This is a genomic window from Pseudomonas sp. R37(2017), assembly GCF_002113375.1.
Lineage (GTDB): Bacteria > Pseudomonadota > Gammaproteobacteria > Pseudomonadales > Pseudomonadaceae > Aquipseudomonas.
Genome location: NZ_NEHO01000007.1, coordinates 77,219 through 101,294, shown reverse-complemented (window position 1 = coordinate 101,294; position 24,076 = coordinate 77,219). Strand labels below are relative to the sequence as shown.

The window sequence follows — 24,076 nt, the reverse complement described above, 5'->3', positions numbered from 1 at the left end:
TTTAGAGGAAGAGACCGGGACCCGGGCGACTTCCTTCGGGGAATCTGACGCCCACTTTGCCGATCTTGTTCCCGTCCATGACCGCCACGGTCCAGATGGTGCTGTTCCATTCGACCTGGTCGCCCACTACCGGCGCGCCGCCAACTTTCTGGGCAATGAACTGGCCCAGGGACATCTGCGGATCGATGCCTTCGACCTTCAGTCCGTACAGGGCCGCAACCGCGGCCAGCTGGGCGTCTCCTTCAAGTACGAAGTCGCCGAAGAAGCGCAGATCGAGGCCCCGTTGTGGCGCCTGGCTGAAGAGTTTTCCGAGGGCCGGCAGGTTGTGTTCATGGCCGATGACACACAGCAGATCATCGACTTCGAGCACCGTACTACCCGACGGATGGAGCAGTTGCTGGCCTCGAAACAGGGCCGCGATACGAGTGCCTTCGGGCATTTTCAGCTCGCGCAGGGGCGAACCGATGCACCATTTCTCCGCGCCGAGGCGATAAACGAACAGTTCCCACTCGCTCGTGACGTGCACTTCCAGGGCCGAACGCGAAATGGGCGCAGGCTCCGGGGGCACCGTGACCTTCAACAGCTTGGCGACCCACGGCAGGCTCGTGCCCTGGACCAGCAGCGACACCAGTACGATAAAGAACGCGAGGTTGAAGTACAGCTGGGCGTTGGGCAGGCCGGCCATCAACGGGAACACCGCCAGAATGATCGGGACCGCGCCGCGCAGGCCGACCCATGAAATGAACGCTTTCTCGCGTCCATGGAAGGCTTTGAACGGCAGCAGGCCAGCCACCACCGACAATGGCCGGGCAAACAGAATCATCCACAGCGCCAGTGCCAGTGCCGGCAAGGCTATAGGCAGCAGGTCGTGAGGCGTCACCAGCAACCCCAGCACCAGGAACATGCCGATCTGCGCCAGCCAGGCCATGCCGTCGAGCATGTGCAAGATGCCGTGGCGGCTGCGCACGGGACGGTTGCCGATCACCAGGCCGCACAGGTACACAGCGAGGAAACCACTGCCATGCAGGGCGTTGGTCAGGGCAAACACCACCAGGCCACCGGCGATGACCAGGATCGGATACAGCCCGGTGGCCAGGTTGATTCGGTTGACCAGTTGCAGCATCAGCCAGCCGCCGGCCAGGCCGATGACGCCGCCAATGCCGAATTCGCGGATCAGGTGGGTCAGCAGGCTCCAGTGCAGGCCGGTCTGGCCGCTGGCGAGCATGTCGATCAGGGTGACGGTGAGGAACACCGCCATCGGGTCGTTGCTGCCGGATTCGATTTCAAGGCTGGCGGTGACCCGTTCGTTCAGGCCTTTGCCGCCCAATAGCGAGAACACCGCCGCAGCGTCGGTGGAGCCGACAATGGCACCGATCAGCAGGCCCTGGATCAGGTTCAGGTTGAACAGCCATGCCGCCGCCATGCCGGTCAATCCGGTGGTAATCAGCACGCCGACCGTGGCGAGGGACAGCGCCGGCCATAACGCCACGCGGAAACTCGACACCCGGGTGCGCAAGCCGCCGTCGAGCAGGATCACCGCCAGCGCGAGGTTGCCGACCAGATAAGCCGTGGGGTAGTTGTCGAAAATAATGCCGCCGCCATCGACGCCGGCCGCCATGCCGACGGCCAGGATGATCACCAGGATCGGGATACCGAGGCGTGACGAAAGTGAGCTCACCAGAATGCTCGCACCTACCAGCAACGCGCCGATCAAGAACAGGCTGTTGATGGTCGTCGCATTCAAAGGCAGTACTCCAGAAAGCTGAAAGGCGGGCACAAACTGACCATGCAGTCTGCGTGCCATCGATTCTAACCTGTTGAAATGTGAAGCTGTCAAAAAGCTTTTGGATTACCGCCCCCTCCCTGTAGGAGCGAGCATGCTCGCGATGGACGTCAACGATAACGCGTGCTGCTTGAATCAACGCGTCGTCCTTGAGTTCTTCGCGAGCATGCCGCAAGCGGGCACCCGCTCCTACAGGGGGCAGCCAGTGAAAGTCTTGAGTCGGTGTGTTTTGGCCGGTTGCACCTTGTGGCGACGAAGTGCAGGAACCAGATCGGCCAATCACAGTCTTTAAAACTCACGAGGAAGGTCGCCCGTCAGCAGAATCAAGGCTTTGCGCCTGTATAACCCTGGCATCCACGGTGACTTTTCTTTATCGTACGCGCCCTTTGAAAATGCCCGGAAAATCAAAATGTTGGAAGCATCCCTAAGCCAATTGGAACAACTGGTCAGTGACCTGGTGCAACAGAACCAGACGTTGCTCGGCACCAACCAGACCCTGACTGCAGAACTGGCCCAGGCCAAGGATGAAAACGAAAGCCTGCAATTGAGCCTGATGGAGCACGAAGAGAAGCAAGGCGCCACGGCGGCTCGCATCCAGGCCCTGGTTGAGCGCGTCAGCGCAGGTCCTGTCAGCGCATGAGTTACAACGCCGCGGGGGTAAAAGTCGTCTCGATCCTGGGGGAGGACTATTCGATCAAGGCACCGGCCGGGGAGGAACAGACCCTGCTGGACGCCGCGATGATGTTGAAGGCAGCCCTGGCCGAAACCAAAAGAAAATACCCGACGCTGATCGGTGACCGACTGCTGGTGCTGGCGGCGATGAATCTGTGCTCCCAGCAGATTGAAATGCAGAAACAGCACAAGCTCGAACTCGACCGTTACCAAGAGCAAGTCAGCGCCACGGTTGAAGTGATCTCCAAGACGATCAATCAGGCCTGATCGGCTTTGCGCACAACCAAAGAATAGATTGTCGATTTGTTTGTATACAATCGGCACGGCTGTTGCAGTGTTTCAGCCTCTTATTCTTTGGGGGTGTTCCATGCAATTCTGGCGACGCAGTATTCAATGGCAGTTGATCCTGAGTATGGGCACGGCCCTGCTCGTCAGTATTGTGATCGTGGTTGGCATTTATACCCTGGTGGTCAACCGTCTCGCCCAGAGCTATCTGGTCGAGCAAGCCTTGCCATCGAGCATCGAAGCGATGCGCAACGACATCGAGCGCATCCTCGTCCAGCCCCTCACCGCCGCCAAGGACATTGCCAGCAACAGCATGGTGCGCGACTGGCTTGCCGGGGGTGAAGACAGTGCCCAGGCCGGCACGTTTACGACCTATCTAGAAGGCATCCGCGCCGAGCACAAAGCCTTTACCGCGCTGATTGTCGGCACTGCGTCCAACCACTATTTCACCGAAAAAGGCCTGGACCGGACCCTCAGTCGTTCCAATCCCAAAGACGCCTGGTTCTATGCGTTTCTCGACAGCAACCAGCCGCGCACCCTCAATATCGACAACGACACGGCCACCGGAGAATTGGCGCTTTTCATTGACCTCAAGGTCGAACAGGCCGGTAAAGTCGTGGGCGTTGCCGGGCTTGGCCTGAGCATGAAAGAGCTGTCGGAGTTGATCCACGACTTCAGCTTCGGTGAGCGCGGCAAGTTCTATCTCGTGCGTTCCGATGGTTTGATCCAGGTGCATCCTGAAGCGCAATTCAGCGGAAAGCGCACCTTGACCGAGCAGATTGGCGAATCGGCAGCGCAGGCGGTCATTGGTCAAAAAACCGCCACAAGTAGCCGCTTTGTCCGTGACGGCGAAGACTTCCTCGCTTTGAGCCTACCGTTGCGCGATCTCGGCTGGACCCTGGTGGCCGAAGTGCCGCAGTCGCAGATCTACGCCGAGGCCCGCCGCGCCATGTGGATGAGCAGCGGCATCGGCCTGGCGGTGGCGATTGTGTGCCTGTTGCTGGTGGTGTTGCTGGCTCGTGGGTTGGTACGACCGATTCGTCAGGTAACAGCGGCGCTGGTTGCCATCGGTAGCGGTGGTGGAGATTTGACCCAACGGTTGGATTCCAGTCGCGCCGATGAGCTGGGCGATCTGGCTCGCGGTTTCAATCGGTTCCTGGACAGTCAGCGCGACATGATTGGTGAAGTGCTGAGCACCAGCGAACGTTTGCGTACCGCCGTGGGGCAAGTGGCCAGGGTTGTGGATAACACCGCTGAGCGCTCCGGGCGCCAACAGGAAATGACCGACATGGTCGCCACAGCGGTTCACGAAATGGGCCTGACCGTTCAGGAGATCGCCCAGAACGCCGGCAACGCGGCGGTCGCCTCGCAAACGGCTCGGGATGAGGCCTTGCAGGCGCGGGAAGTGGTCGGTGGCTCGATCCGTCACATTGAAAGCATGTCCGACGAAATCGGTGTCGCCGCCAGCGCGGTGGGTGAACTGGCCCATCAAGTGGCGTCCATCGATCAAGTGCTGGCGGTGATTCGCGGGATTTCCGAGCAGACCAACCTGCTGGCGCTCAACGCCGCCATCGAAGCGGCACGGGCCGGGGAGATGGGGCGCGGGTTCGCGGTGGTCGCCGATGAAGTGCGCACCCTGGCACGGCGTACGCAGTCGTCCACAGACGAGATCCAGCAGATGATTGGCAGTCTCAAGCAGGGCGCGGAAAACGCCGTCTCATCGATGCACAGCGGTCAAGCCGCGACGGGTACGGGGGTCGCGTCGAGCCAGCGCACCGGAGCCTCGTTGACCGCCATTACCGGACAGGTCGAGCGCATCAGCGACATGAACCATCAGGTGGCGGCGGCCACGGAAGAGCAATCGGTGGTGACTGAAGAAATCAACCGTAACGTGCAGGGTATTTCCGATCTGGCCCGGGCGACAGCGGGGGAGGTCAGGGCTTGCCGTGAGGATTGCCAGACATTGCAGCGGTTGGCGGATGATCTGGCGCGGCAGATGGGTGGGTTCAAGCTGGGCTGATGTGTTGATAGTGCTGACCCCATCGCGAGCCTGCTCGCTCCTACAGGGTTTCATGTTACCTGTAGGAGCGAACACACTCGCGATTGGTTTTCAGCAACCCCATAAAATCCGTGATCAGAACCACTCGTCCTGCATGCCCAGGCAAACATCATCCCGCGTCTCAAGAATCGTCAGTTCATGGTGGCAACCCGGCACTTCCCAGGTCAGGAAGTAGCGCGCCGCTTGCAGCTTGCCTTTATAGAAACCGACATCCGCCGCATTGCCCCTGGCCAAGCCTTCTTCGGCACGAATAGCCTGCTCCAGCCAGCGCCAGCCAATGACGGTGTGACCGAACACCTTCAGGTACAACGCCGAGTTCGCCAGGCTGGAGTTCACCTTGCCCTGTGCCAGGTCGGTCAACAGGCCGATGGTCACGGTTTGCAGGCGCGCCACCAGTTTCTCCAGCGGCTCGCGCAGCGGTGTCAGTGAGTCGAACCCCTGGGCACGTTCGGCGGTGTCGGCGATCAGGCGGATCAGTTGCTTGAGCCCCGCACCACCGTTCTGCGCCAGTTTGCGGCCCAGCAGGTCCAGCGATTGAATGCCGTGGGTGCCTTCGTGGATCGGGTTCAGGCGGTTGTCGCGGTAGTACTGTTCCACCGGGTATTCACGGGTGTAGCCGTGACCGCCGAGGATCTGGATCGCCAGTTCGTTGGCCTTCAGGCAGAACTCCGACGGCCAGGATTTGACGATTGGCGTCAGCAGGTCCAGCAATTCATGGGCCTGCTTGCGCTCGGCTTCGGTCGCAAGCGTGGTGGTGTCATCGAACAGCCGCGCCGCGTAAAGGCCGAGGTCGAAAGCGCCTTCGACATAGGCCTTTTGCGTCAGCAGCATGCGTTTGATGTCGGCGTGCTGAATGATCGCCACCGGTGCGGTGTTCGGGTCCTTGCTGTCCGGCACGCGGCCTTGCGGGCGTTCGCGGGCATACTCCAGGGAATACAGGTAACCGGCGTAGCCGAGCATCACCGCGCCCATGCCGACGCCGATCCGCGCTTCGTTCATCATCTGGAACATGTAACTCAAGCCGTGGTGCGGCTTGCCCACCAGATAGCCGACGCACTCGCCGTTATCGCCGAAGTTCAGCGCGGTGGACGTGGTGCCACGCCAGCCCATCTTGTGGAACAGACCGGCCAGCAGCACATCGTTGCGCTTGCCGAGGCTGCCGTCGTCGTTGACCAGGAACTTGGGCACGATGAACAGCGAAATCCCCTTCACCCCGGCCGGTGCATCCGGCAGCTTGGCCAGCACCATGTGCACGATGTTTTCCGACAGCGAATGATCGCCGCCGGAGATGAATATCTTGTTGCCCTTGAGGCGATAAGTGCCGTCGGCCGCAGGTTCGGCGCGGGTACGAATATCCGACAGCGACGAGCCCGCGTGGGGTTCGGTCAGGGCCATGGTGCCGAAGAAGCGGCCGTCGATCATCGGTTGCAGGAAGCGACGCTTCTGCTCGTCGGTGCCGAAACTTTCGATCAGGTTCGCCGCGCCCATGGTCAGGAACGGATAGGAGGTCGACGCCGCGTTGGCCGACTGGAAGTGCGAAAAGCAGGCCTGCGAAAGCAGTGTGGGAAGTTGCATGCCGCCTGCGTCGAAACTGCGCGCGGCGTTGAGGAAGCCGGCTTCGAGGAAGGCATCCACCGCCGGCTTCACTTCCGGAATCAGAATCGCTTGACCGTTTTCATAGCGCGGTTCGTTCTCGTCGCCCTTGCGGTTGTGCGGGGCGAAGAACTTCTCGGCAATGCTGCGGGCGGTGCCGATGGCTGCATCGAAGGTTTCGCGGTTGTGCTCGGCGAAACGCTCGCGCTGGGTCAGGCCCTCGGCATCAAGGACTTCATACAGCTCGAAAGCCAGATTGCGGGAACTGAGCAACGTCTCGGACATGGCGGCCTACCTTTTGTTGGAATGGGCCGAGTCTAAGGTGGGGGAATGGAGGAGGTATAGGATGATTGATGAGCGTGATGGTGAGTTGCGGGCACCGCTAATCAAATGTGGGAGCGGGCTTGCTCGCGAAGGCGTCAGGTCATTCAACATTGATGTCGACTGACACACCGCTTTCGCGAGCAAGCCCGCTCCCACAGGGGATTTGTGCAAACCGGGCACCTTGTGGGTGCCCGGAGGTATTGCGGTTTAGCCGATCGTCATCAAGCTGGCATTACCACCCGCCGCAGCGGTGTTGACGCTCAATGCACGCTCGATCACCAGACGCTCCAGCGCAATGTTGGTTTCGCCTTGCGACAGACCCTGCACGCCGACGATGGCGCCGGCGCGCTTGGCAACCTGCTGGCACACCGCGCGCAACTGGTCGGAATGGCCATGATGCAGAACCGCATCAAACACCACTTCGTCCTTGTTCCAGTCGGAAACCAGCTTGATGCGCGCCTGAATGTCCTTCGGCAGGCGTGCGAACAGTGCCTTGGTCAGTTCACCCTCCGGCCAGACCGCCGAACCACCGACTGCCAATACCGCTGCCAGTTGAGTCAACAGGTCGCCTTCGACTTCCGCCAGGCACAGTACGTGCTCACGCGGCAGGATCGCGTAGCTGTTGCGCTCGCCGGTCGGGCCGGCCAGTACGCGGGTGATGCCGCTTTGCGACTGCGCTGCGAACTGCACGCACAGGGTGCTCAGGTCGGCGAACTTGTGGTTGTCTGCCCAGGCTTTCAGGGCAGTCAGCGGCTTGCTCATGGCATCGCGCAGTCGAACGTCCAGTGCTGCGGCAGCATCGCTGCGAGCGAAGGATTGTTCGATCGCATCGGTAGGTCGGGTCGACAGCAGGCGGTACAGGTACAGCGGGCCACCAGCCTTCGGGCCGGTGCCCGACAGGCCTTCGCCGCCGAACGGCTGCACACCGACCACGGCGCCGACGATGTTGCGGTTGACGTAGACGTTACCGGCGTTGACGTTGTCGATCACCTTGGCGATGGTCTCGTCGATGCGGGTGTGTACGCCCAGGGTCAGGCCGTAGCCGGACGCGTTGATCTGGCCGATCAGTTGATCGATGTCCTTGCGCTTGTAGCGGACCACGTGCAGCACCGGACCAAAGATTTCACGCTGCAGTTCGTCGAAGCTTTCCAGTTCGATCAGCGTCGGCATCACGAAGGTGCCGCGTTTGACTTCTTCGGCGTCGGCGATTGCCACCTGGTACACGCTGCGACCTTTGTCGCGCATGGCCTGGATGTGTTTCTCGATGCCAGCCTTGGCTTCAGCGTCGATCACCGGGCCGATGTCCACGGACAGGCGTTCAGGGTTGCCGAGACGGCTTTCAGACATGGCGCCCTTGAGCATTTCGATGACGCGGTCGGCGGAATCTTCCTGCAGGCACAAGACGCGCAGGGCCGAGCAACGTTGACCGGCGCTGTCGAAAGCCGAGGAAACCACGTCGATCACCACTTGTTCGGTCAGCGCCGAAGAGTCAACGATCATCGCGTTCTGGCCACCGGTTTCGGCGATCAGCGGGATAGGACGGCCCTGGCTGTCCAGGCGGCCGGCAATGTTGCGTTGCAGCAAGCGAGCAACTTCGGTGGAGCCGGTGAACATAACGCCTTTGACGCGATCGTCGCCGACCAGGCCGGCACCGACGGTTTCGCCACGGCCCGGCAGCAATTGCAGCACGCCTTCCGGGATCCCGGCTTCGAGCAGCAGGCGCACGGCCTGGGCGGCGACCAGCGGGGTCTGTTCCGCAGGCTTGGCCAATACCGGGTTACCGGCGGCCAATGCCGCAGCCACTTGACCGCTGAAGATCGCCAGCGGGAAGTTCCATGGGCTGATGCACACCACTGGACCCAGCGGGCGGTGGGCGTCGTTGCTGAAATCGTTGCGTGCCTGTACGGCGTAGTAGCGCAGGAAGTCCACGGCTTCACGCACTTCGGCGATGGCGTTGGCGAAGGTCTTGCCGGCTTCGCGAGCCAGCAGGCCCATCAGCGGCTGGATCTCGGCTTCCATCAGGTCGGCGGCGCGTTCCAGGATCGCGGCGCGCTCGGCGGGCGGGGTGGCCTGCCAGATAGGCGCAGCGTTCAGCGCGCACTGGATTGCATTGTCGACATCTTCGACGGTCGCTTCCTGTACGTGGCCGACCACGTCACGCAGGTCGGATGGGTTCAGGACAGGCGCTGGCGCTTCGTTGCTGGAAGCGCAGCCGAGCATCGGCGCTGCTTTCCAGTTGTTGTGCGCGGTGGCGAGAAGCGCGCAGGACAGGGACGCCAAACGATGTTCGTTGGCCATGTCGATGCCGCTGGAGTTGGCGCGCTCGGAGCCGTACAGGTCACGCGGCAGTGGAATGCGCGGGTGCGGCAGGCCAAAACCACCTTCCACGGTCGCCATTTGCTCGATGCTGGCTACCGGGTCGGCCACCAGTTCCTGAATCGAAATCGACTGGTCGGCGATGCGGTTGACGAACGAGGTGTTTGCACCGTTTTCCAGCAGGCGGCGTACCAGGTAAGCCAGCAGGGTTTCGTGGGTACCGACCGGTGCGTACACGCGGCACGGACGGTTCAGCTTGCCTTCGGAAACTTTGCCTACAACCTGTTCGTACAGCGGTTCACCCATGCCGTGCAGGCACTGGAACTCGTACTGGCCTGGGTAGTAGTTCTGACCGGCGATGTGATAAATGGCCGACAGAGTGTGGGCGTTGTGCGTGGCGAACTGCGGGTAGATGACTTCCGGCACCGACAGCAGCTTGCGCGCGCAAGCGATGTAGGAAACGTCGGTGTACACCTTGCGGGTGTAGACCGGGTAGCCCTCCAGGCCTTCGACCTGGGCGCGCTTGATTTCGCTGTCCCAGTACGCGCCTTTCACCAGGCGGATCATCAGGCGATGACGGCTGCGGCGAGCCAGGTCGATCACGTAGTCGATCACGTACGGGCAACGCTTCTGGTAGGCCTGGATGACGAAACCGATGCCGTTCCAGCCCGTCAGTTGCGGCTCGAAGCACAGGCGCTCGAGCAGGTCCAGCGACAGCTCGAGGCGGTCGGCTTCTTCGGCGTCGATGTTCAGGCCGATGTCGTATTGCTTGGCCAGCAGGGTCAGCGACAGCAGGCGCGGGTACAGCTCGTCCATCACGCGCTCGTACTGCGCGCGGCTGTAGCGCGGATGCAGGGCGGACAGCTTGATCGAAATGCCCGGGCCTTCATAAATCCCGCGACCGTGGGAGGCTTTGCCGATCGAGTGGATGGCTTGTTCGTACGAGGCCAGGTACTTCTGTGCGTCGTGCTCGGTGAGTGCGGCTTCACCCAGCATGTCGTAGGAATAGCGGAAGCCCTTGGCTTCGAATTTGCTCGCGTTGGCCAGGGCTTCGGCGATGGTTTCGCCGGTCACGAACTGTTCGCCCATCAGGCGCATGGCCATGTCGACGCCCTTGCGGATCATCGGCTCGCCGCTCTTGCCGATGATGCGGCTCAGGGACGAAGTCAGGCCGGCTTCATTGTGCGTGGACACCAGCTTGCCAGTCAGCAACAGGCCCCAGGTGGCGGCGTTGACGAACAGCGACGGGCTGTTACCCAGGTGCGGCTGCCAGTTGCCGGTGCTGATCTTGTCGCGGATCAGCGCGTCGCGGGTGCCTTTGTCCGGGATACGCAGCAGCGCTTCGGCCAGGCACATCAGTGCCACGCCTTCCTGGGACGACAGGGAGAATTCCTGCAGCAGGCCCTGAACGATACCTGCACGGCCACCAGCGCTCTTCTGGTTGCGCAGTTTTTCGGCAATCGAAGCGGCGAGTTTGTTGGTTGCTTCGGCCATTGGTGCCGGCAGGCGTGCCTGCTCAATCAGCATCGGCACGACTTCCGGCTCAGGGCGACGGTAAGCGGCGGTGATCGAGGCGCGCAGTACCGATTGCGGCAGGATGCTTTCGGCGAATTCGAGGAAGCACTGGTGGGCGTGATCCAGAGGCGCGTCGACGGAGTCGTCGGAATCCTTGGTCAAACCGCTCAGCTCGGTCAGGGTTGCACCACCCTCGAGTTTTTCCAGGTAATTGAAGATTGCCTGCTTGATCAGCCAGTGCGGCGTGCGATCAATCGAAGTCGCGGCGGCCTTGAGGCGTTCGCGGGTCGGGTCGTCAAGTTTGACCCCGAGGGTGGTGGTAGCCATGTTTTTATCCTCATGTTTGCCACGACCGCGTGGCATCAGCTGGCGGCAAGATTAGCCGTGCGATTGACGAGGTGCAACCGGGTGCAACCCTTTTTTTGTCGGAATATTCGGCAGCTCGTCAGGAAATAAATTCTGGTACGCCGGTGCGGCATCTGCTTGGTGCTTTTTGGTTGGGATGGCGAAGCTTCTTGCTCCGAAAAGGAGCAAAAACATCGCTTTACAATGTTTTTTCGATTGGGTGCAACTAATTCTCCAGAAATGGGTTGCACCTTATTTGTGTTGTTGAATAGCATTCGCGCCCCAAGGTGCAACCTGACGGAACGTCTGGTGTGCCGGCTGATGGCTTTCCTGGGGAAACATCAGTCATAAACGCGCGGGACCCCGGATCGTCTGTCAAACGTCACCGTTTGCGAGCGGTTCACCAGCCGCTGCTACATAAAAACAAAGCCAGGGCGTAACTTAATGAGCGTAAGCAATCCAACCCTGATCACGTTCGTGATCTACATCGCAGCAATGGTGCTGATCGGCTTGATGGCCTATCGCTCCACCAACAACCTTTCCGACTACATTCTGGGCGGCCGTAGCCTGGGCAGCGTCGTGACCGCACTGTCCGCCGGTGCTTCCGACATGAGCGGCTGGTTGTTGATGGGCTTGCCCGGCGCTATCTACATGTCCGGTCTTTCCGAAAGCTGGATCGCCATCGGCCTGATCGTCGGCGCCTACTTGAACTGGCTGTTCGTCGCCGGCCGTCTGCGCGTGCAGACCGAGCACAACGGTGATGCACTGACCCTGCCGGACTACTTCGCCAGCCGTTTCGAAGACAAAAGCGGCCTGCTGCGGATCATCTCCGCCGTCGTGATCCTGGTGTTCTTCACCATCTACTGCGCTTCCGGCATCGTGGCCGGTGCCCGACTGTTCGAAAGCACCTTCGGCATGTCCTACGAGTCGGCACTGTGGGCCGGTGCCGCGGCGACGATTGCCTACACCTTTATCGGCGGATTCCTGGCCGTGAGCTGGACCGATACCGTACAAGCCACCCTGATGATCTTCGCGTTGATCCTGACGCCGATCATCGTGCTGCTGGCCACTGGCGGCGTCGACACCACTTTCCTGGCCATCGAAGCGCAAGATCCAAGCAACTTCGACATGCTCAAGGGCACCACGTTCATCGGCATCATCTCGCTGATGGGCTGGGGCCTGGGCTACTTCGGCCAGCCGCACATCCTGGCGCGTTTCATGGCCGCCGATTCGGTTAAATCGATCGCCAGTGCCCGTCGCATCTCCATGACCTGGATGATCCTGTGCCTGGGCGGCACCGTAGCCGTGGGCTTCTTCGGTATCGCCTACTTCTCGGCACACCCGGACGTGGCGGGCGCGGTCTCCGAGAACCACGAGCGTGTGTTCATCGAACTGGCCAAGATCCTGTTCAACCCATGGGTCGCGGGTATCCTGCTGTCGGCCATTCTGGCTGCGGTGATGAGCACCCTGAGCTGCCAGTTGCTGGTGTGCTCGAGCGCGCTGACCGAAGACTTCTACAAGACCTTCCTGCGTAAATCCGCTTCCCAGGTTGAACTCGTCTGGGTCGGTCGCGCCATGGTGCTGTTGGTTGCGCTGATCGCCATCGCGATGGCCGCTAACCCGGAAAACCGTGTACTGGGTCTGGTGAGCTATGCCTGGGCCGGTTTCGGTGCCGCATTCGGTCCGGTCGTACTGATCTCCGTGATCTGGAAAGACATGACCCGCAATGGCGCACTGGCCGGCATCCTGGTCGGCGCGATCACCGTGATCGTGTGGAAACACTTCGAACTGCTGGGCCTGTACGAAATCATCCCTGGTTTCATCTTCGCCAGCCTGGCGATCTACTTCGTCAGCAAGATGGGCACGCCGACTGCTGGCATGTTCCAGCGCTTTGCGGCTGCCGAGAGTGATTATCGACTGAACAGGTAATCGGGGGTGAGCGCATGCTCTGACCCGATGGCTTGATTGAAAAATGGCCCGCTTCTTTCTGGAAGCGGGCCATTTTTTTGCGTGTTCACTGCTGTGCTCCCCCCCGGATCGCCCGCTCAGCCACCAACCCCTGACTTGCCGGCCGGTAAAAGGTAAACTTCCCGGCCTTCGCAGGAGCAGCCATGAATTATCGTCACGCCTTCCATGCCGGCAATCACGCCGATGTGTTCAAACACCTGACCTTGACCCGCCTCATCGCCCTGATGTCGCGCAAGGAGCAGCCGTTTGCCTATCTCGACACCCACGCCGGCATCGGTCTGTACGACCTTCAGGGTGACCAGGCCAGCCGTACCGGTGAGTACCTGGAAGGTATTGCGCGTTTGTGGGATCAGCCGGATCTGCCGATCCTGACCGCCGGTTACATGCAGGTGCTGCACGAGATGAACCCGGATGGCCAATTGCGCTATTACCCGGGGTCGCCGGAGCTGGCGCGGCGCCTGACCCGGCCGCAGGACCGGGTGCTGATCAATGAGAAGCATCCCGAGGATGGCTTGCTGCTCAAGGAGAACATGGCCGGCGATCGTCGGGTCAAGGTGCACCTGGGCGAAGGCTGGCATGTGTCCCGGGCCTTGCTTCCGGTGCCGGAGAAGCGTGCGGTGATGCTGATCGATCCGCCGTTCGAAAAGCTCGACGAGATGCAGCGCTGCGCGTTGTCGATGAAAGAGGCGATCGGCCGGATGCGCCAGACTGTGGCGGCGATCTGGTACCCGGTGAAGGATCAGCGCGCGCTGCGTCGTTTCTACCAGGACCTGGCCGGCACCGGTGCGCCGAAGTTGTTGCGCGTGGAGTTGTTGGTGCATCCGCTGGATACGCCGAACAGCCTGAACGGTTCCGGGCTGGCGATTGCCAATCCGCCGTGGGGGCTGGAGGAAGAATTGCGTGAGCTGCTGCCGTGGCTGTCCGAGAAGCTTGGGCAGACCCAGGGCGGGTGGCGGATGGATTGGTTGATTGCTGAGTAGCAGCTGCAAGTTTCAAGCTACAAGCTGCAAGTTAAAGCGGCGAGCACAGAGCTTGCAGCTTGAGGCTTGCAGCTTGTCTCTGCTTATATAGGGCAGGTCACGCCTGTACCGCCGATCCCGCAATAGCCTTCCGGATTCTTGGCCAGGTACTGCTGGTGATACGCCTCGGCAAAGTAGACCGTCGGGGCCTGGTCGATTTCGGTGCTGATTTCACCGAGACCGGCCTTGGACAGTTCAGTCTGATAGGCTTCTTTGCTCTTGAGCGCTGCATCCAGTTGTTCAGGTGTGGTGGCGTAGATCACCGAACGGTATTGGGTGCCGATGTCATTGCCCTGGCGCATGCCCTGGGTCGGGTTGTGCAGTTCCCAGAACATCTTCAGCAGTTCTTCGTAGCTGACCTTGGCCTTGTCATACACCACCAGTACCACTTCGGAGTGGCCGGTCAGGCCCGAGCAGACTTCTTCGTAGGTCGGGTTCGGCGTGAAACCGCCAGCGTAGCCGACCACGGTGCTGACCACGCCTTCACGCTGCCAGAAACGGCGTTCCGCACCCCAGAAACAGCCCAGGCCGAAGATCGCAAAGTCGACATCTTCGAAGAACGGGCCGAGCAAGGGGGTGTCTTTGAACACAAAGTGCTTTTCAGGCAGGGTCATCGCGGTTTCACGGCCAGGCAGAGCTTGTTCTTTAGTAGGGAGCACGTTTTTGTTCACCAGAATTTCCGAGCGCAGAACCATGATCAGTCCTCTCAGTCAGGATAATGAGTCAGACAAGCAGTTTGCCCGAGAGTTGGATCGCTGTCAGGCGATTGGGCCACGCGGGTAGCGTTTGAGCTTTTCGATCAGCTCGTTGCCCGGGATCGGACGGTCGAACAGGTAGCCCTGGCCGACGTCGCAGCGGTGACGGCGCAGGAACGACAACTGCTCGGCTGTTTCGACGCCTTCAGCCACGACCTTGAGTTTCAGGTTGTGGGCCATGGCGATCACCGCGGAGGTGATTTCCATGTCGTCCTGGTTGTCCGGGATTTCGTGGATGAAGCTTCGATCGATCTTAATGATGTCGATGGGGAATTTTTTCAAGTAACTGAGCGACGAGTAGCCGGTGCCGAAGTCGTCCATGGCCAGGGTCAGGCCCAGGCGCTTGAGCTGGTCGAGCTGCAGGTGGGTGTCTTCGGTGGCTTCCAGCAGCAGGCCTTCGGTCAGCTCCAGCTCCAGCAGATGGGCCGGCAGCGCTTCTTCCTTGAGAATGGTGGCGATGGAGGCCACCAGGTCGGGATCCGAGAACTGCTTGGGCGACAGGTTGATCGCCACTTGCAGGTTGCCCAGGCCGACCGCGGTCAACGCTTTGCTCATGCGACAGGCCTGGCGGGCGATCCATTTGCCGATGGGAATGATCAAGCCGGTTTCTTCGGCGACGCTGATGAACTGATCCGGGCGGATCATGCCCTTTTCCGGATGATCCCAGCGCAGCAATGCTTCCATGCCCAGCAGTCGACCGCTGCGCAGGCAGAGCTTGGGCTGGTAGAACACGTCGAGTTCGTTCTGGGTCAGGGCGCGGCGCAGGTTGTTTTCGACGAACAGCTTGTAGCTGGCTTCGGCGTTCAGCGCTTCGGTGAACACTTGCACCTGGTGTTTGCCGTTGGCCTTGGCCTTGTGCAGCGCCAGCCCGGCGTTGCGCATCAGGGTTTGCGGGTCGCGCCCGTGCAGAGGCGCACAGGCCAGGCCCACGGAGCCGGTGACGCTGATCAACTGGTTGTCGACGAACATCGGTTTGTCGAGAGTCGCCAGCAGCTGGTTGGCCACTTGCTGGCCCACCGTGAGGTCGCTGTTGTCCAGCAACACGGCGAATTCGTTACTGGCGAAGCGTGCCAGGCTGCCGCTCGGGACCAAGCTGTTGCGCAGGCGCCGGGCCAGGCTGATCAGCAGCTTGTCGCCGGTCTGGTGGCCGAGGCTGTCGTTGATGCGCTTGAAGTTGTCGATGTCCACCAGCAACAGGCTGATCGGCGTATCGCTGTCTCGGGCGAAACGTTCATCGAGGTTGCGGATGAATGCCGGACGGTTGCCAAGATTGGTCAGGTTGTCGGTGTAGGCCAGTCGCTCGATACGCTGCTGAGCGAGCTTGGTCTGGGTGATGTCTTCGTAGATGCCGATGTAGTGGGTCAGCTCGCGGTTGTCGCCGTAAACCTTGGATATCGACAGCTGGCCCCAGTAGGGTTCGAGGTTTTTTCGGCGGCTCTTGAATTCACCCTGCCAACTATTGCTCTTGGCCAACGCCGAAGGCGCGTCGAACAGCAGCTCGCTGAGGTTTTCCAGGGCCGGCAGTTCCGACAGGCGCTGGCCGTGCACTTCTTCGGTGGAGTACTGGGTGATTGCGGTGAAGCTCGGGTTTACGTATTCCACCACGCCGTCGCAATTGACCAGCAGAAAGGCGTTGGCACTCTGTTCGACGGCGCGCTGAAACAGGTGCAGGGCGCTGGTGGCGGCCCGCCGGTTGTGGTTGCTGATGACCTGGGCGAACTGGTCCGCCAGTTCCCCGGCGAAGGCGATTTCATCCGACTGCCAGGCGCGTGTCGCGCCGGTCTGCTCCAGGCACAAAACGCCGACGACCTGGCCATCCACGCGGATGCTGGCGTCGAGCATTGCATTGACGTCGCGCGGACGCAGGCTTTCAGCCATCTCCCGGGTGCGCGGGTCACGCATGGCGTTATGGGCGTCGATGGCGCGACCTGTGTGCAAGGCGTCCAGGTAATCAGGAAAAACACTGACGTCGATCGGCTGCGGCAGCAGGTACTCCTGACTCGTGCGGTGATAGGCCGAGATCGGCACCAGCTTCGAACCATCGAGGTGCCACAGGCTGGCGCAGTCGATCTGGTAAATGTCGCAGGCGCTACGGGTGATGAGCTCGGCCGCTTCCTGCAAGGAATTGTTGCTGCTGTAGCGTTGACGGGTGAGTAGCAGGATCAGGTCCTGTTGGGCACGCGCCCGGTCCAGGTGCAGCAGTTGCTCCTGCTGTGCACGTTGATTGAGCTCCAGGGCGATTTGCAGGCGCGAGTTCTGGGTTTCCAGGTCCAGGGCCGGTTGCAGCGGGTCATTCTCGAACAGGCCGTCAATGACCAGCAGGTAGCCGCGCAACAGGTGTCGATTGTGTTGTTTGTAGGCTTCGCCCATTTCCAGCAGGCTCAGGGAGCCCGAGGCGGTATGCAGGGTGTAGCGAATCAGGTAATGCGTGCCTTCAGTCAGTTGCTGCTGGATCGCATCGTGCAGTTGATAGCGCGCTTCCGGCTCCATCAGGCTGGCGTAGGGCGAGCCGACCAAGGCACATAGCTCCGTGGCCGGCAGGCCGAACTGGCGTTCACAATTGGGGTCGAGAAACAGCAGCGCCCAGCTGGGTTCATTAAGCCGTTCGAAACGCAGCATGCCGAGCCGCGAGGGCACAGGCAACTGCGTCACTACCTCGGCCACCATACGGCTGGCGGCATCGGGTTGGCTTTTCATGGAGGGAAACTCGCTTCGAATATGCTGAACGCGCCGGGCTCTCGCCCTCTTTACTGTTGCCTGCGGCAAGGTTGCATCATTGCGGCACCGACTGACAAGAGAGATGAAGGCCAAGTGCTATAAGAATATGTCGGCAGGAGCGAAGATTTCTGCAGTTTCGGCAAAAAGTATTGCTATTGATCAGGTCGCAGCCTTCGAGGCCGTCCCGAAGGCTGTGTTTTTTTGCCATCAACGCAATTTGATGCCTGTCGATTGCAGCAGCTGGCCATCCCGGTCGTGGTAATTGACCTGAATGCGATCCGTATCGATGACCACGTGCGCGAAATTGTCCTGACTGATGACTTTACTGGTTAATTCTTGCCGAAATTCGCCCGCGGCGTTTCTTTCCAGCGGCCGGTCGAGGATAAAGCTGGATTGACTGGCATAGGGCATCAGTTTGCTGTTGAACAATGGCGACGACACAATGGTGTGCACCTCGAAGTCGGGGTCTTCGCTGTGGGTCAGTCGGCTGGTCAAGGAGGCGTGGATGTCGCCGGAAACGAAAATGACATTCTTCAGCCGGTGCAAACGAATGGTCTCCAGCAACCGCAGCCGTTGTCCGGCAAATCCGCCCCAGGCGTCATCCCCGTTGTGTTTGGCGTCCGGAAAGAACATCACACTGGTGACCACTAGCTTGACCCGGGCGCAGCTGTGGATCAGCCACTGGCACAAGGCATTTTCCTGTTCAGTATCAAGGATGCGTCGATCATCGGCGGACAGATTGCGTCGGGTGCGGCTATCGGTAACGAACCATTCGATATCGCCATCGGTGAATTGATACCAATAGTGCTTCGGGCGCCGGCTGATCCGGCCATCGTCAAGTAATTCAAATGCCGGGCTGTGGCTGGCTTGATATAACTCATAGGCAGTGATGGCGTTTTTATATAGAACATCATCGCCTGATCTTTTCTTGTCTGGCCAGTTATCTTCGATTTCGTGATCGTCGAGGATCATGTAAGTGGATAAGTTGGCCATTAACCTGGAAATATGCGGTTGAGCGAAAGCCGCACGGTATTTCGCGAGTATTTGCTGGTATTCGCGGTCAGGCGCGAAAAAATTCAAGTCGTCGACATAGATCTGATCTCCGGTCATCAGCATTGCGCTGACCGGTGGGTCGGCTTGTTGCGCCAATGTTGTAATCGAGGCAAATATTCGGTCGCCCAAGTGCGGCGCCGACGCAATACCGGCGGTCATCCGCAAGTAGCGACATGAGCCGACGAAGTAGGCGCGTGGCGTGCCGGGAGTGCTGGATCGGGTGCGCAAGCGAAAGAGTTCCTGCGGCCATTGCAGCGGCAGTTCCTGCAACGAATCCAGGCTGTGCCCGGTGCTCGTGGTGCTGAACCAGCCGGCCTGGTATTCGTATTCGGTATCGGCCGCCAGGTTATCGAGAACAATGACATCGGACATATCTTGCAGGTTTGTCAGCCTTGCGAAGTTGGTTTTGAGCCATTGTTCATGTCCGGATCTTCGATAACGAATGCCGGCATATACGTGGTCATCTTTTTTTGCTTCTCCGCGCACAAAAATACGCGCGTGATCAGTTGTTGTATGGCCGATAATCGGGCCGACAGTTGGTTTGAGCATGATCGAGTCCATTCGTTGGCAGTTAATCAGGTGGTTGGTTGTTTTGGATGTAATAGAGCATGCAATCAAGACTAATTATTTGGCCTGAATAAATGCCTGGCAGAAATGGATTCGAGTTGTGGGCGATATCAGCCACAAATGTAGGAAGGCGTTTTAAACATAAACTTCAGGCAAAAAAAAGCCCCGCCAAATTGGCGGGGTTGAGGTACGAGCGTGGCGCTCGGAAACGTGGAACGCGATCGGCCCTCCGGTGAAGGAGGGCCGGTCGGTATTACAGGAGCATGGTGCGGATGTCGCCCAGCAGATCGCTCAGACGCTTGGTGAAGCGTGCGGCAGCGGCGCCGTTGATCACGCGGTGATCGTAGGACAGCGACAGTGGCAGCATCAGTTTCGGCTGGAAGGCTTTGCCGTCCCAGACTGGCTGGATGGTTGCCTTGGAAACGCCGAGGATCGCCACTTCCGGCGCGTTGACGATCGGCGTGAAGCCGGTGCCGCCAATGTGGCCGAGGCTGGAAATGGTGAAGCAGGCGCCTTGCATCTCATCCGACGAAAGCTTCTTGGTCCGGGCTTTTTCAGCCAGGGAAGCCGCTTCGGCCGCCAGTTGCAGCAGGCTCTTCTGGTCGACGTTCTTGATGACCGGTACCAGCAGGCCATCCGGGGTGTCGACGGCGAAGCCGATGTTCACGTATTTCTTGCGGATGATCGCTTTGCCGCTTGGTGCCAGCGAGCTGTTGAAGTCCGGCAGTTCCTTGAGCAGGTGTGCGCAGGACTTGAGCAGCAATGGCAGGACGGTCAGCTTGACGCCGGCCTTCTCTGCAACGGCTTTCTGGGCAACACGGAACGCTTCGAGTTCGGTGATGTCCGCCGAGTCGAATTGCGTCACGTGCGGCACGTTCAGCCAGCTGCGGTGCAGGTTGGCAGCGCCGACCTGCATCAGGCGGGTCATCGGCACTTCTTCGATTTCACCGAAGCGGCTGAAGTCCACGACCGGAATCGGCGGAATGCCCGCGCCACCGGTTGCGCCAGCAGCAGCGGCCGGTGCTTCCTTGGCCTTCTGCATCATGGCTTTGACGTAAACCTGCACGTCTTCTTTCAGGATGCGACCATGCGGACCGCTGGCGCCAACGGCGCTCAGCTCGACACCGAATTCGCGGGCCAGTTGACGCACGGCAGGACCGGCGTGAACTTTCGCGCCTGGCTTGGCAGGTGCGGCGGCTGGAGCGGCAACAGGTGCAGCGGCAGCAGGAGCAGCAGCGGCCGGAGCAGGTGCGCTCGGAGCGGCAGCGGCAGGTGCGGTTGCAGCAACAGGTGCAGCCGGGGCGGCGCCTTTGACTTTCAACTTGAGGATCAGGTCGCCGGTGCCGACTTCGTCATCGAGCTTGATGGAAACGCTTTCCACCACGCCAGCGGCAGGCGACGGGATTTCCATGCTCGCCTTGTCGGATTCCAACGTGATCAGCGACTGGTCGGCGGCAACGGTGTCGCCGGCCTTGACCAGGACTTCGATGATCTTGGCCTTGCCCGCCGAACCGATGTCCGGAACGTGGATGTCCTGAACGCTGTCGGCCACTGGAGCGGCCGGTGCGGCAGCGGCAGGCGCCGGAGCAGCAGCGGCAGGCGCGGCCGCCTGAGCTGGAACGGCAGCAGCCGGTGCAGCAGCACCCGCCACTTCCAGGTCCAGGATCAGGTCGCCGGTGCCGACTTCGTCGTTGAGCTTGACGCTGATGGCCTTGACCACGCCAGCGGCAGGCGACGGGATTTCCATGCTCGCCTTGTCGGATTCCAGGGTGATCAGCGACTGATCAGCCGCGACAGTGTCGCCGACCTTGACCTGGATCTCGATGATCTGGGCCTTGCCCGAAGAGCCGATATCCGGCACGTGCACTTGCTGAACCGAAGCGGCAGCAGGTGCAGCGGCTGGTGCAGCAGCGGGTGCGGCGGCCGGAGCCGGCGCAGCTTTTGCCGCCGGAGCAGCGGCAGGCGCAGGGGCTGCAGCAGCACCTTCGACTTCCAGCTCCAGCAGTTCGTCGCCTTCTTTCAGGCGATCGCCCAGCTTGACCTTCAGGCTCTTGATGATACCGGCCTTCGGCGCCGGCACTTCCATGCTCGCCTTGTCCGATTCCAGCGTCAGGATGCTCTGGTCGGCTTCGATGCGGTCGCCGACCTTCACAAACAGTTCAATTACTTCACCTTCACCGCTGCCGATGTCAGGTACGCGAATGAGTTCGCTCACAGAATCTCTCCTCAGCAGTCCAGTGGGTTGCGTTTTTCCGGGTTGATACCGAACTTGACGATGGCCTCGGCCACCACTTTAGGTTCGATGTCACCACGGTCAGCCAGTGCTTCCAGGGCTGCCAACACCACGAAATGACGGTCGACTTCGAAGAAATGACGCAGTTTCTTGCGGCTGTCGCTGCGGCCGAAGCCGTCGGTGCCCAGGACTTTGAATTCCTTGGACGGTACCCACTGACGGATCTGCTCGGCGAACAGCTTCATGTAGTCGGTAGACGCGATGACCGGACCTTTACGGCCGTTCAGGCACTCTTCCACATAGCTCAGCTTAGGCTTCTGGCCTGGGTGCAGACGGTTGGTGCGCTCAACGGCCAGGCCGTCGCGACGCAGTTCGTTGAAGCTGGTAACGCTCCACACGTCGGCGCCGACGTTGAACTCTTCGCGCAGGATCTTCGCGGCTTCACGGACTTCACGCAGGATGGTGCCGGAGCCCATCAGCTGAACGTGGTGCGCCGCTTCGCGGTTGTCTTCTTCGAGCAGGTACATGCCTTTCTTGATGCCTTCTTCGGCACCGGCCGGCATGGCTGGCTGCTGGTACGACTCGTTCATCACGGTGATGTAGTAGAAGACGTCCTGTTGCTCTTCGGTCATCTTCTTCATGCCGTCCTGAATGATCACCGCCAGCTCGTAGCCGTAGGTTGGATCGTAGGTGCGGCAGTTCGGGATGGTGGCAGCCAGCAGGTGGCTGTGACCGTCTTCGTGTTGCAGGCCTTCACCGTTCAGGGTGGTACGGCCGGCGGTGCCGCCGATCAGGAAGCCACGGGTACGGCTGTCGCCAGCGGCCCAGGCCAGGTCGCCGATACGCTGGAAGCCGAACATCGAGTAGAAGATGTAGAACGGCAGCATCGGCTGGTTGTGGCTGGAGTACGAAGTACCGGCAGCGACGAAGGAGCTCATGGCGCCTGCTTCGTTGATGCCTTCTTCGAGGATCTGGCCTTTCTGGTCTTCCTTGTAGAACATCACCTGGTCTTTATCGACTGGCTCGTAGAGCTGGCCGACGGAGGAGTAGATGCCCAACTGACGGAACATGCCTTCCATACCGAAGGTACGGGCTTCGTCCGGGATGATCGGTACGATGCGCGGGCCGATTTCCTTGTCCTTGACCAGTTGCGCGAGGATCCGCACGAAGGCCATGGTGGTGGAGATTTCACGGTCGCCCGAGCCGTCCAGGATCGCCTTGAGGGTGTCCAGTGGCGGGGTCGGAATGTTGAAGCTTTGCGCGCGACGCTGTGGCACGAAACCGCCCAGTGCGGCACGGCGCTCGCTCAGGTAACGGGCTTCGGCGCTGCCTTCTTCCGGTTTGAAGAACGGCAGGTTTTCCAGTTCGTCGTCCTTGACCGGGATGTCGAAACGATCGCGGAACAACTTCAGGCTCTCGACGTCGACCTTCTTGGTGTTGTGCGCGGTGTTCTTCGCTTCGCCGGCACCGGTGCCATAACCCTTGATGGTCTTGGCCAGGATAACGGTCGGCTGTTCTTTGTGGTTGACCGCTTCGTGATACGCCGCGTAGACCTTGTACGGGTCGTGGCCGCCACGGTTGAGTTTCCAGATCTCGTCGTCGGACAGGTCGGCAACCATCGCCTTGAGTTCTGGCGTGTTGAAGAAGTGTTCACGAACGAACGCGCCGTCTTTGGCTTTGTAGTTCTGGTACTCGCCGTCGATGACTTCGTCCATGCGGCGTTGCAGGATGCCGTCGACGTCCTTGGCCAGCAGTGGGTCCCAGAAGCGGCCCCAGATGACTTTGGTCACGTTCCACTGAGCACCGCGGAACACGCCTTCGAGTTCCTGGATGATCTTGCCGTTGCCGCGAACCGGGCCGTCGAGGCGCTGCAGGTTGCAGTTGATGACGAAGATCAGGTTGTCCAGCTTCTCGCGGCCGGCCAGGGAGATGGCGCCCAGGGATTCCGGCTCGTCGCACTCGCCGTCGCCCAGGAAGCACCAGACTTTCTGTTTGCCTGGCTGGATGAAGCCTCGGTGTTCCAGGTACTTCATGAAGCGTGCCTGGTAGATCGCCTGGATCGGGCCCAGACCCATGGATACGGTCGGGAACTGCCAGAAGTCAGGCATCAGCCAAGGGTGCGGGTAGGACGACAGGCCCTGACCGTCGACTTCCTGGCGGAAGTTGTTCATCTGGTCTTCGGTGATGCGGCCTTCCATGAAAGCGCGGGCGTAAACGCCTGGCGAGGTGTGGCCCTGGAAGTAGATCAGGTCGCCGCCATGTTCGTCGGTCGGGGCCTGGAAGAAGTAGTTGAAGCCGATGTCATACAGGGTCGCACTGGAGGCGAAGCTGGAGATGTGACCGCCGAGGTCAGAATCTTTCAGGTTCGTACGCATTACCATGGCCATCGCGTTCCAGCGTACCAACGAGCGAATGCGGCGTTCCATGAACAGGTCGCCAGGCATGCGTGCTTCGTGGGTTACGGGGATCGTGTTGCGGTAAGGCGTGGTTATGGCGTAAGGCAACTGCGAACCGCTGCGGGTCGCGAGTTCACCCATACGGGTCATCAGATAGTGAGCACGGTCTTCGCCTTCTTTGTCGAGAACCGATTCCAGGGCGTCCAGCCATTCCTGGGTTTCGACGGGATCGAGGTCTTGCATGGCTTGCTCCAGGGCGGAAAGGCTACCAGAATCGGTTGCCTGAGTTAGCGACTGGCCTTGTGGGCAGACGTTATGAATTCTTGGATTGCCGACAGGTTGTTCCGGCGGCGTGTAGTTTTACTACAAATCTTCCGGCATTTCAGCCCGGCTAATGTATATACGAGTAGTAAAACTACAGAAGAGCGGCTTGTGGCCCCCGGCTGCGTTGTGAGAATAATCGTTAAGGTTGGTC

The 24,076-nt window shown here is 60.4% G+C and carries 13 protein-coding genes and 1 pseudogene; 6 read left to right on the top strand and 8 right to left on the bottom strand.

Features of this window, described 5'->3' with window-relative positions:
* Position 1: 1 nt before the first annotated feature.
* Positions 2–1,744, bottom strand: coding sequence for a potassium/proton antiporter (locus CAG47_RS13715; protein ID WP_085725400.1), 1,743 nt, complete (start codon positions 1,742–1,744; stop codon positions 2–4).
* A gap of 448 nt (positions 1,745–2,192) precedes the next feature.
* Between CAG47_RS13715 and CAG47_RS13710 the strand changes: the two genes are divergently transcribed.
* The 4 genes and pseudogenes from CAG47_RS13710 to CAG47_RS29340 all read left to right on the top strand — a co-directional run bounded on the left by CAG47_RS13710 (position 2,193) and on the right by CAG47_RS29340 (position 4,760).
* Entirely contained in the window at positions 2,193–2,423 is a 231-nt protein-coding gene (locus CAG47_RS13710; protein ID WP_085725399.1) for a hypothetical protein, read from the top strand.
* Positions 2,420–2,722, top strand: a complete 303-nt coding sequence (locus CAG47_RS13705) for a cell division protein ZapA (RefSeq protein WP_007981180.1) — start codon at positions 2,420–2,422, stop codon at positions 2,720–2,722. Before CAG47_RS13710 ends, CAG47_RS13705 begins: the two co-directional genes overlap by 4 nt.
* A 100-nt stretch (positions 2,723–2,822) precedes the next feature.
* Positions 2,823–3,896: pseudogene (locus CAG47_RS29345) on the top strand (cache domain-containing protein); the annotation flags it as partial.
* Positions 3,897–3,914: 18 nt separating this feature from the next.
* Entirely contained in the window at positions 3,915–4,760 is an 846-nt protein-coding gene (locus tag CAG47_RS29340; RefSeq protein ID WP_371917208.1) for a methyl-accepting chemotaxis protein, read from the top strand.
* 114 nt (positions 4,761–4,874) lie between these two features.
* On the opposite strand, the gene CAG47_RS13695 is transcribed toward CAG47_RS29340, so the two are convergent.
* Complete coding sequence (locus CAG47_RS13695) at positions 4,875–6,677, bottom strand: acyl-CoA dehydrogenase (RefSeq protein WP_085725397.1); 1,803 nt, start codon at positions 6,675–6,677, stop codon at positions 4,875–4,877.
* Between the two features lie 246 nt (positions 6,678–6,923).
* Positions 6,924–10,874, bottom strand: a complete 3,951-nt coding sequence (gene putA, locus CAG47_RS13685; RefSeq protein WP_085725395.1) for a trifunctional transcriptional regulator/proline dehydrogenase/L-glutamate gamma-semialdehyde dehydrogenase — start codon at positions 10,872–10,874, stop codon at positions 6,924–6,926.
* 462 nt (positions 10,875–11,336) lie between these two features.
* Between putA and putP the strand changes: the two genes are divergently transcribed.
* Positions 11,337–12,821, top strand: coding sequence for a sodium/proline symporter PutP (putP, locus tag CAG47_RS13680; protein WP_085725394.1), 1,485 nt, complete (start codon positions 11,337–11,339; stop codon positions 12,819–12,821).
* 182 nt (positions 12,822–13,003) lie between these two features.
* Positions 13,004–13,840: a 23S rRNA (adenine(2030)-N(6))-methyltransferase RlmJ gene (locus CAG47_RS13675; RefSeq protein ID WP_085725393.1), complete on the top strand. Its 837-nt coding sequence runs from the start codon at positions 13,004–13,006 to the stop codon at positions 13,838–13,840.
* 83 nt (positions 13,841–13,923) lie between these two features.
* Here the strand turns inward: CAG47_RS13675 and msrA are convergent, their stop codons facing one another.
* The 5 genes from msrA to aceE form a co-directional block, all read right to left on the bottom strand.
* The gene (gene msrA / locus CAG47_RS13670; protein WP_085725392.1) at positions 13,924–14,574 is read right to left on the bottom strand and encodes a peptide-methionine (S)-S-oxide reductase MsrA; all 651 of its coding nucleotides are present in this window, start codon (positions 14,572–14,574) and stop codon (positions 13,924–13,926) included.
* A gap of 63 nt (positions 14,575–14,637) precedes the next feature.
* A complete protein-coding gene (locus CAG47_RS13665; protein WP_085725391.1) occupies positions 14,638–17,331 on the bottom strand; it encodes a bifunctional diguanylate cyclase/phosphodiesterase in 2,694 nt (897 codons plus the stop codon).
* Positions 17,332–17,559: 228 nt separating this feature from the next.
* Positions 17,560–18,954 carry an alkaline phosphatase D family protein gene (locus tag CAG47_RS13660; protein ID WP_085725572.1) on the bottom strand — a complete coding sequence of 465 codons (1,395 nt, stop codon included), beginning with the start codon at positions 18,952–18,954 and terminating at the stop codon, positions 17,560–17,562.
* A 271-nt stretch (positions 18,955–19,225) separates the two neighbouring features.
* On the bottom strand, positions 19,226–21,187 hold the full coding sequence (gene aceF / locus CAG47_RS13655; RefSeq protein ID WP_085725390.1) for a dihydrolipoyllysine-residue acetyltransferase: 1,962 nt from the start codon (positions 21,185–21,187) through the stop codon (positions 19,226–19,228).
* 11 nt (positions 21,188–21,198) lie between these two features.
* Positions 21,199–23,844: a pyruvate dehydrogenase (acetyl-transferring), homodimeric type gene (gene aceE / locus CAG47_RS13650; protein WP_085725389.1), complete on the bottom strand. Its 2,646-nt coding sequence runs from the start codon at positions 23,842–23,844 to the stop codon at positions 21,199–21,201.
* Positions 23,845–24,076 lie beyond the last annotated feature (232 nt).

Excerpts from the sequence above, each read along its gene's own strand:
- CAG47_RS13710 (WP_085725399.1), top strand. The coding sequence starts at position 2,193 with ATGTTGGAAGCATCCCTAAGCCAATTGGAACAACTGGTCAGTGACCTG.
- CAG47_RS13705 (WP_007981180.1), top strand. The coding sequence starts at position 2,420 with ATGAGTTACAACGCCGCGGGGGTAAAAGTCGTCTCGATCCTGGGGGAG.
- CAG47_RS29340 (WP_371917208.1), top strand. The coding sequence starts at position 3,915 with ATGATTGGTGAAGTGCTGAGCACCAGCGAACGTTTGCGTACCGCCGTG.
- CAG47_RS13695 (WP_085725397.1), bottom strand. The coding sequence starts at position 6,677 with ATGTCCGAGACGTTGCTCAGTTCCCGCAATCTGGCTTTCGAGCTGTAT.
- putA (WP_085725395.1), bottom strand. The coding sequence starts at position 10,874 with ATGGCTACCACCACCCTCGGGGTCAAACTTGACGACCCGACCCGCGAA.
- putP (WP_085725394.1), top strand. The coding sequence starts at position 11,337 with ATGAGCGTAAGCAATCCAACCCTGATCACGTTCGTGATCTACATCGCA.
- CAG47_RS13675 (WP_085725393.1), top strand. The coding sequence starts at position 13,004 with ATGAATTATCGTCACGCCTTCCATGCCGGCAATCACGCCGATGTGTTC.
- msrA (WP_085725392.1), bottom strand. The coding sequence starts at position 14,574 with ATGGTTCTGCGCTCGGAAATTCTGGTGAACAAAAACGTGCTCCCTACT.
- CAG47_RS13665 (WP_085725391.1), bottom strand. The coding sequence starts at position 17,331 with ATGAAAAGCCAACCCGATGCCGCCAGCCGTATGGTGGCCGAGGTAGTG.
- CAG47_RS13660 (WP_085725572.1), bottom strand. The coding sequence starts at position 18,954 with ATGCTCAAACCAACTGTCGGCCCGATTATCGGCCATACAACAACTGAT.
- aceE (WP_085725389.1), bottom strand. The coding sequence starts at position 23,844 with ATGCAAGACCTCGATCCCGTCGAAACCCAGGAATGGCTGGACGCCCTG.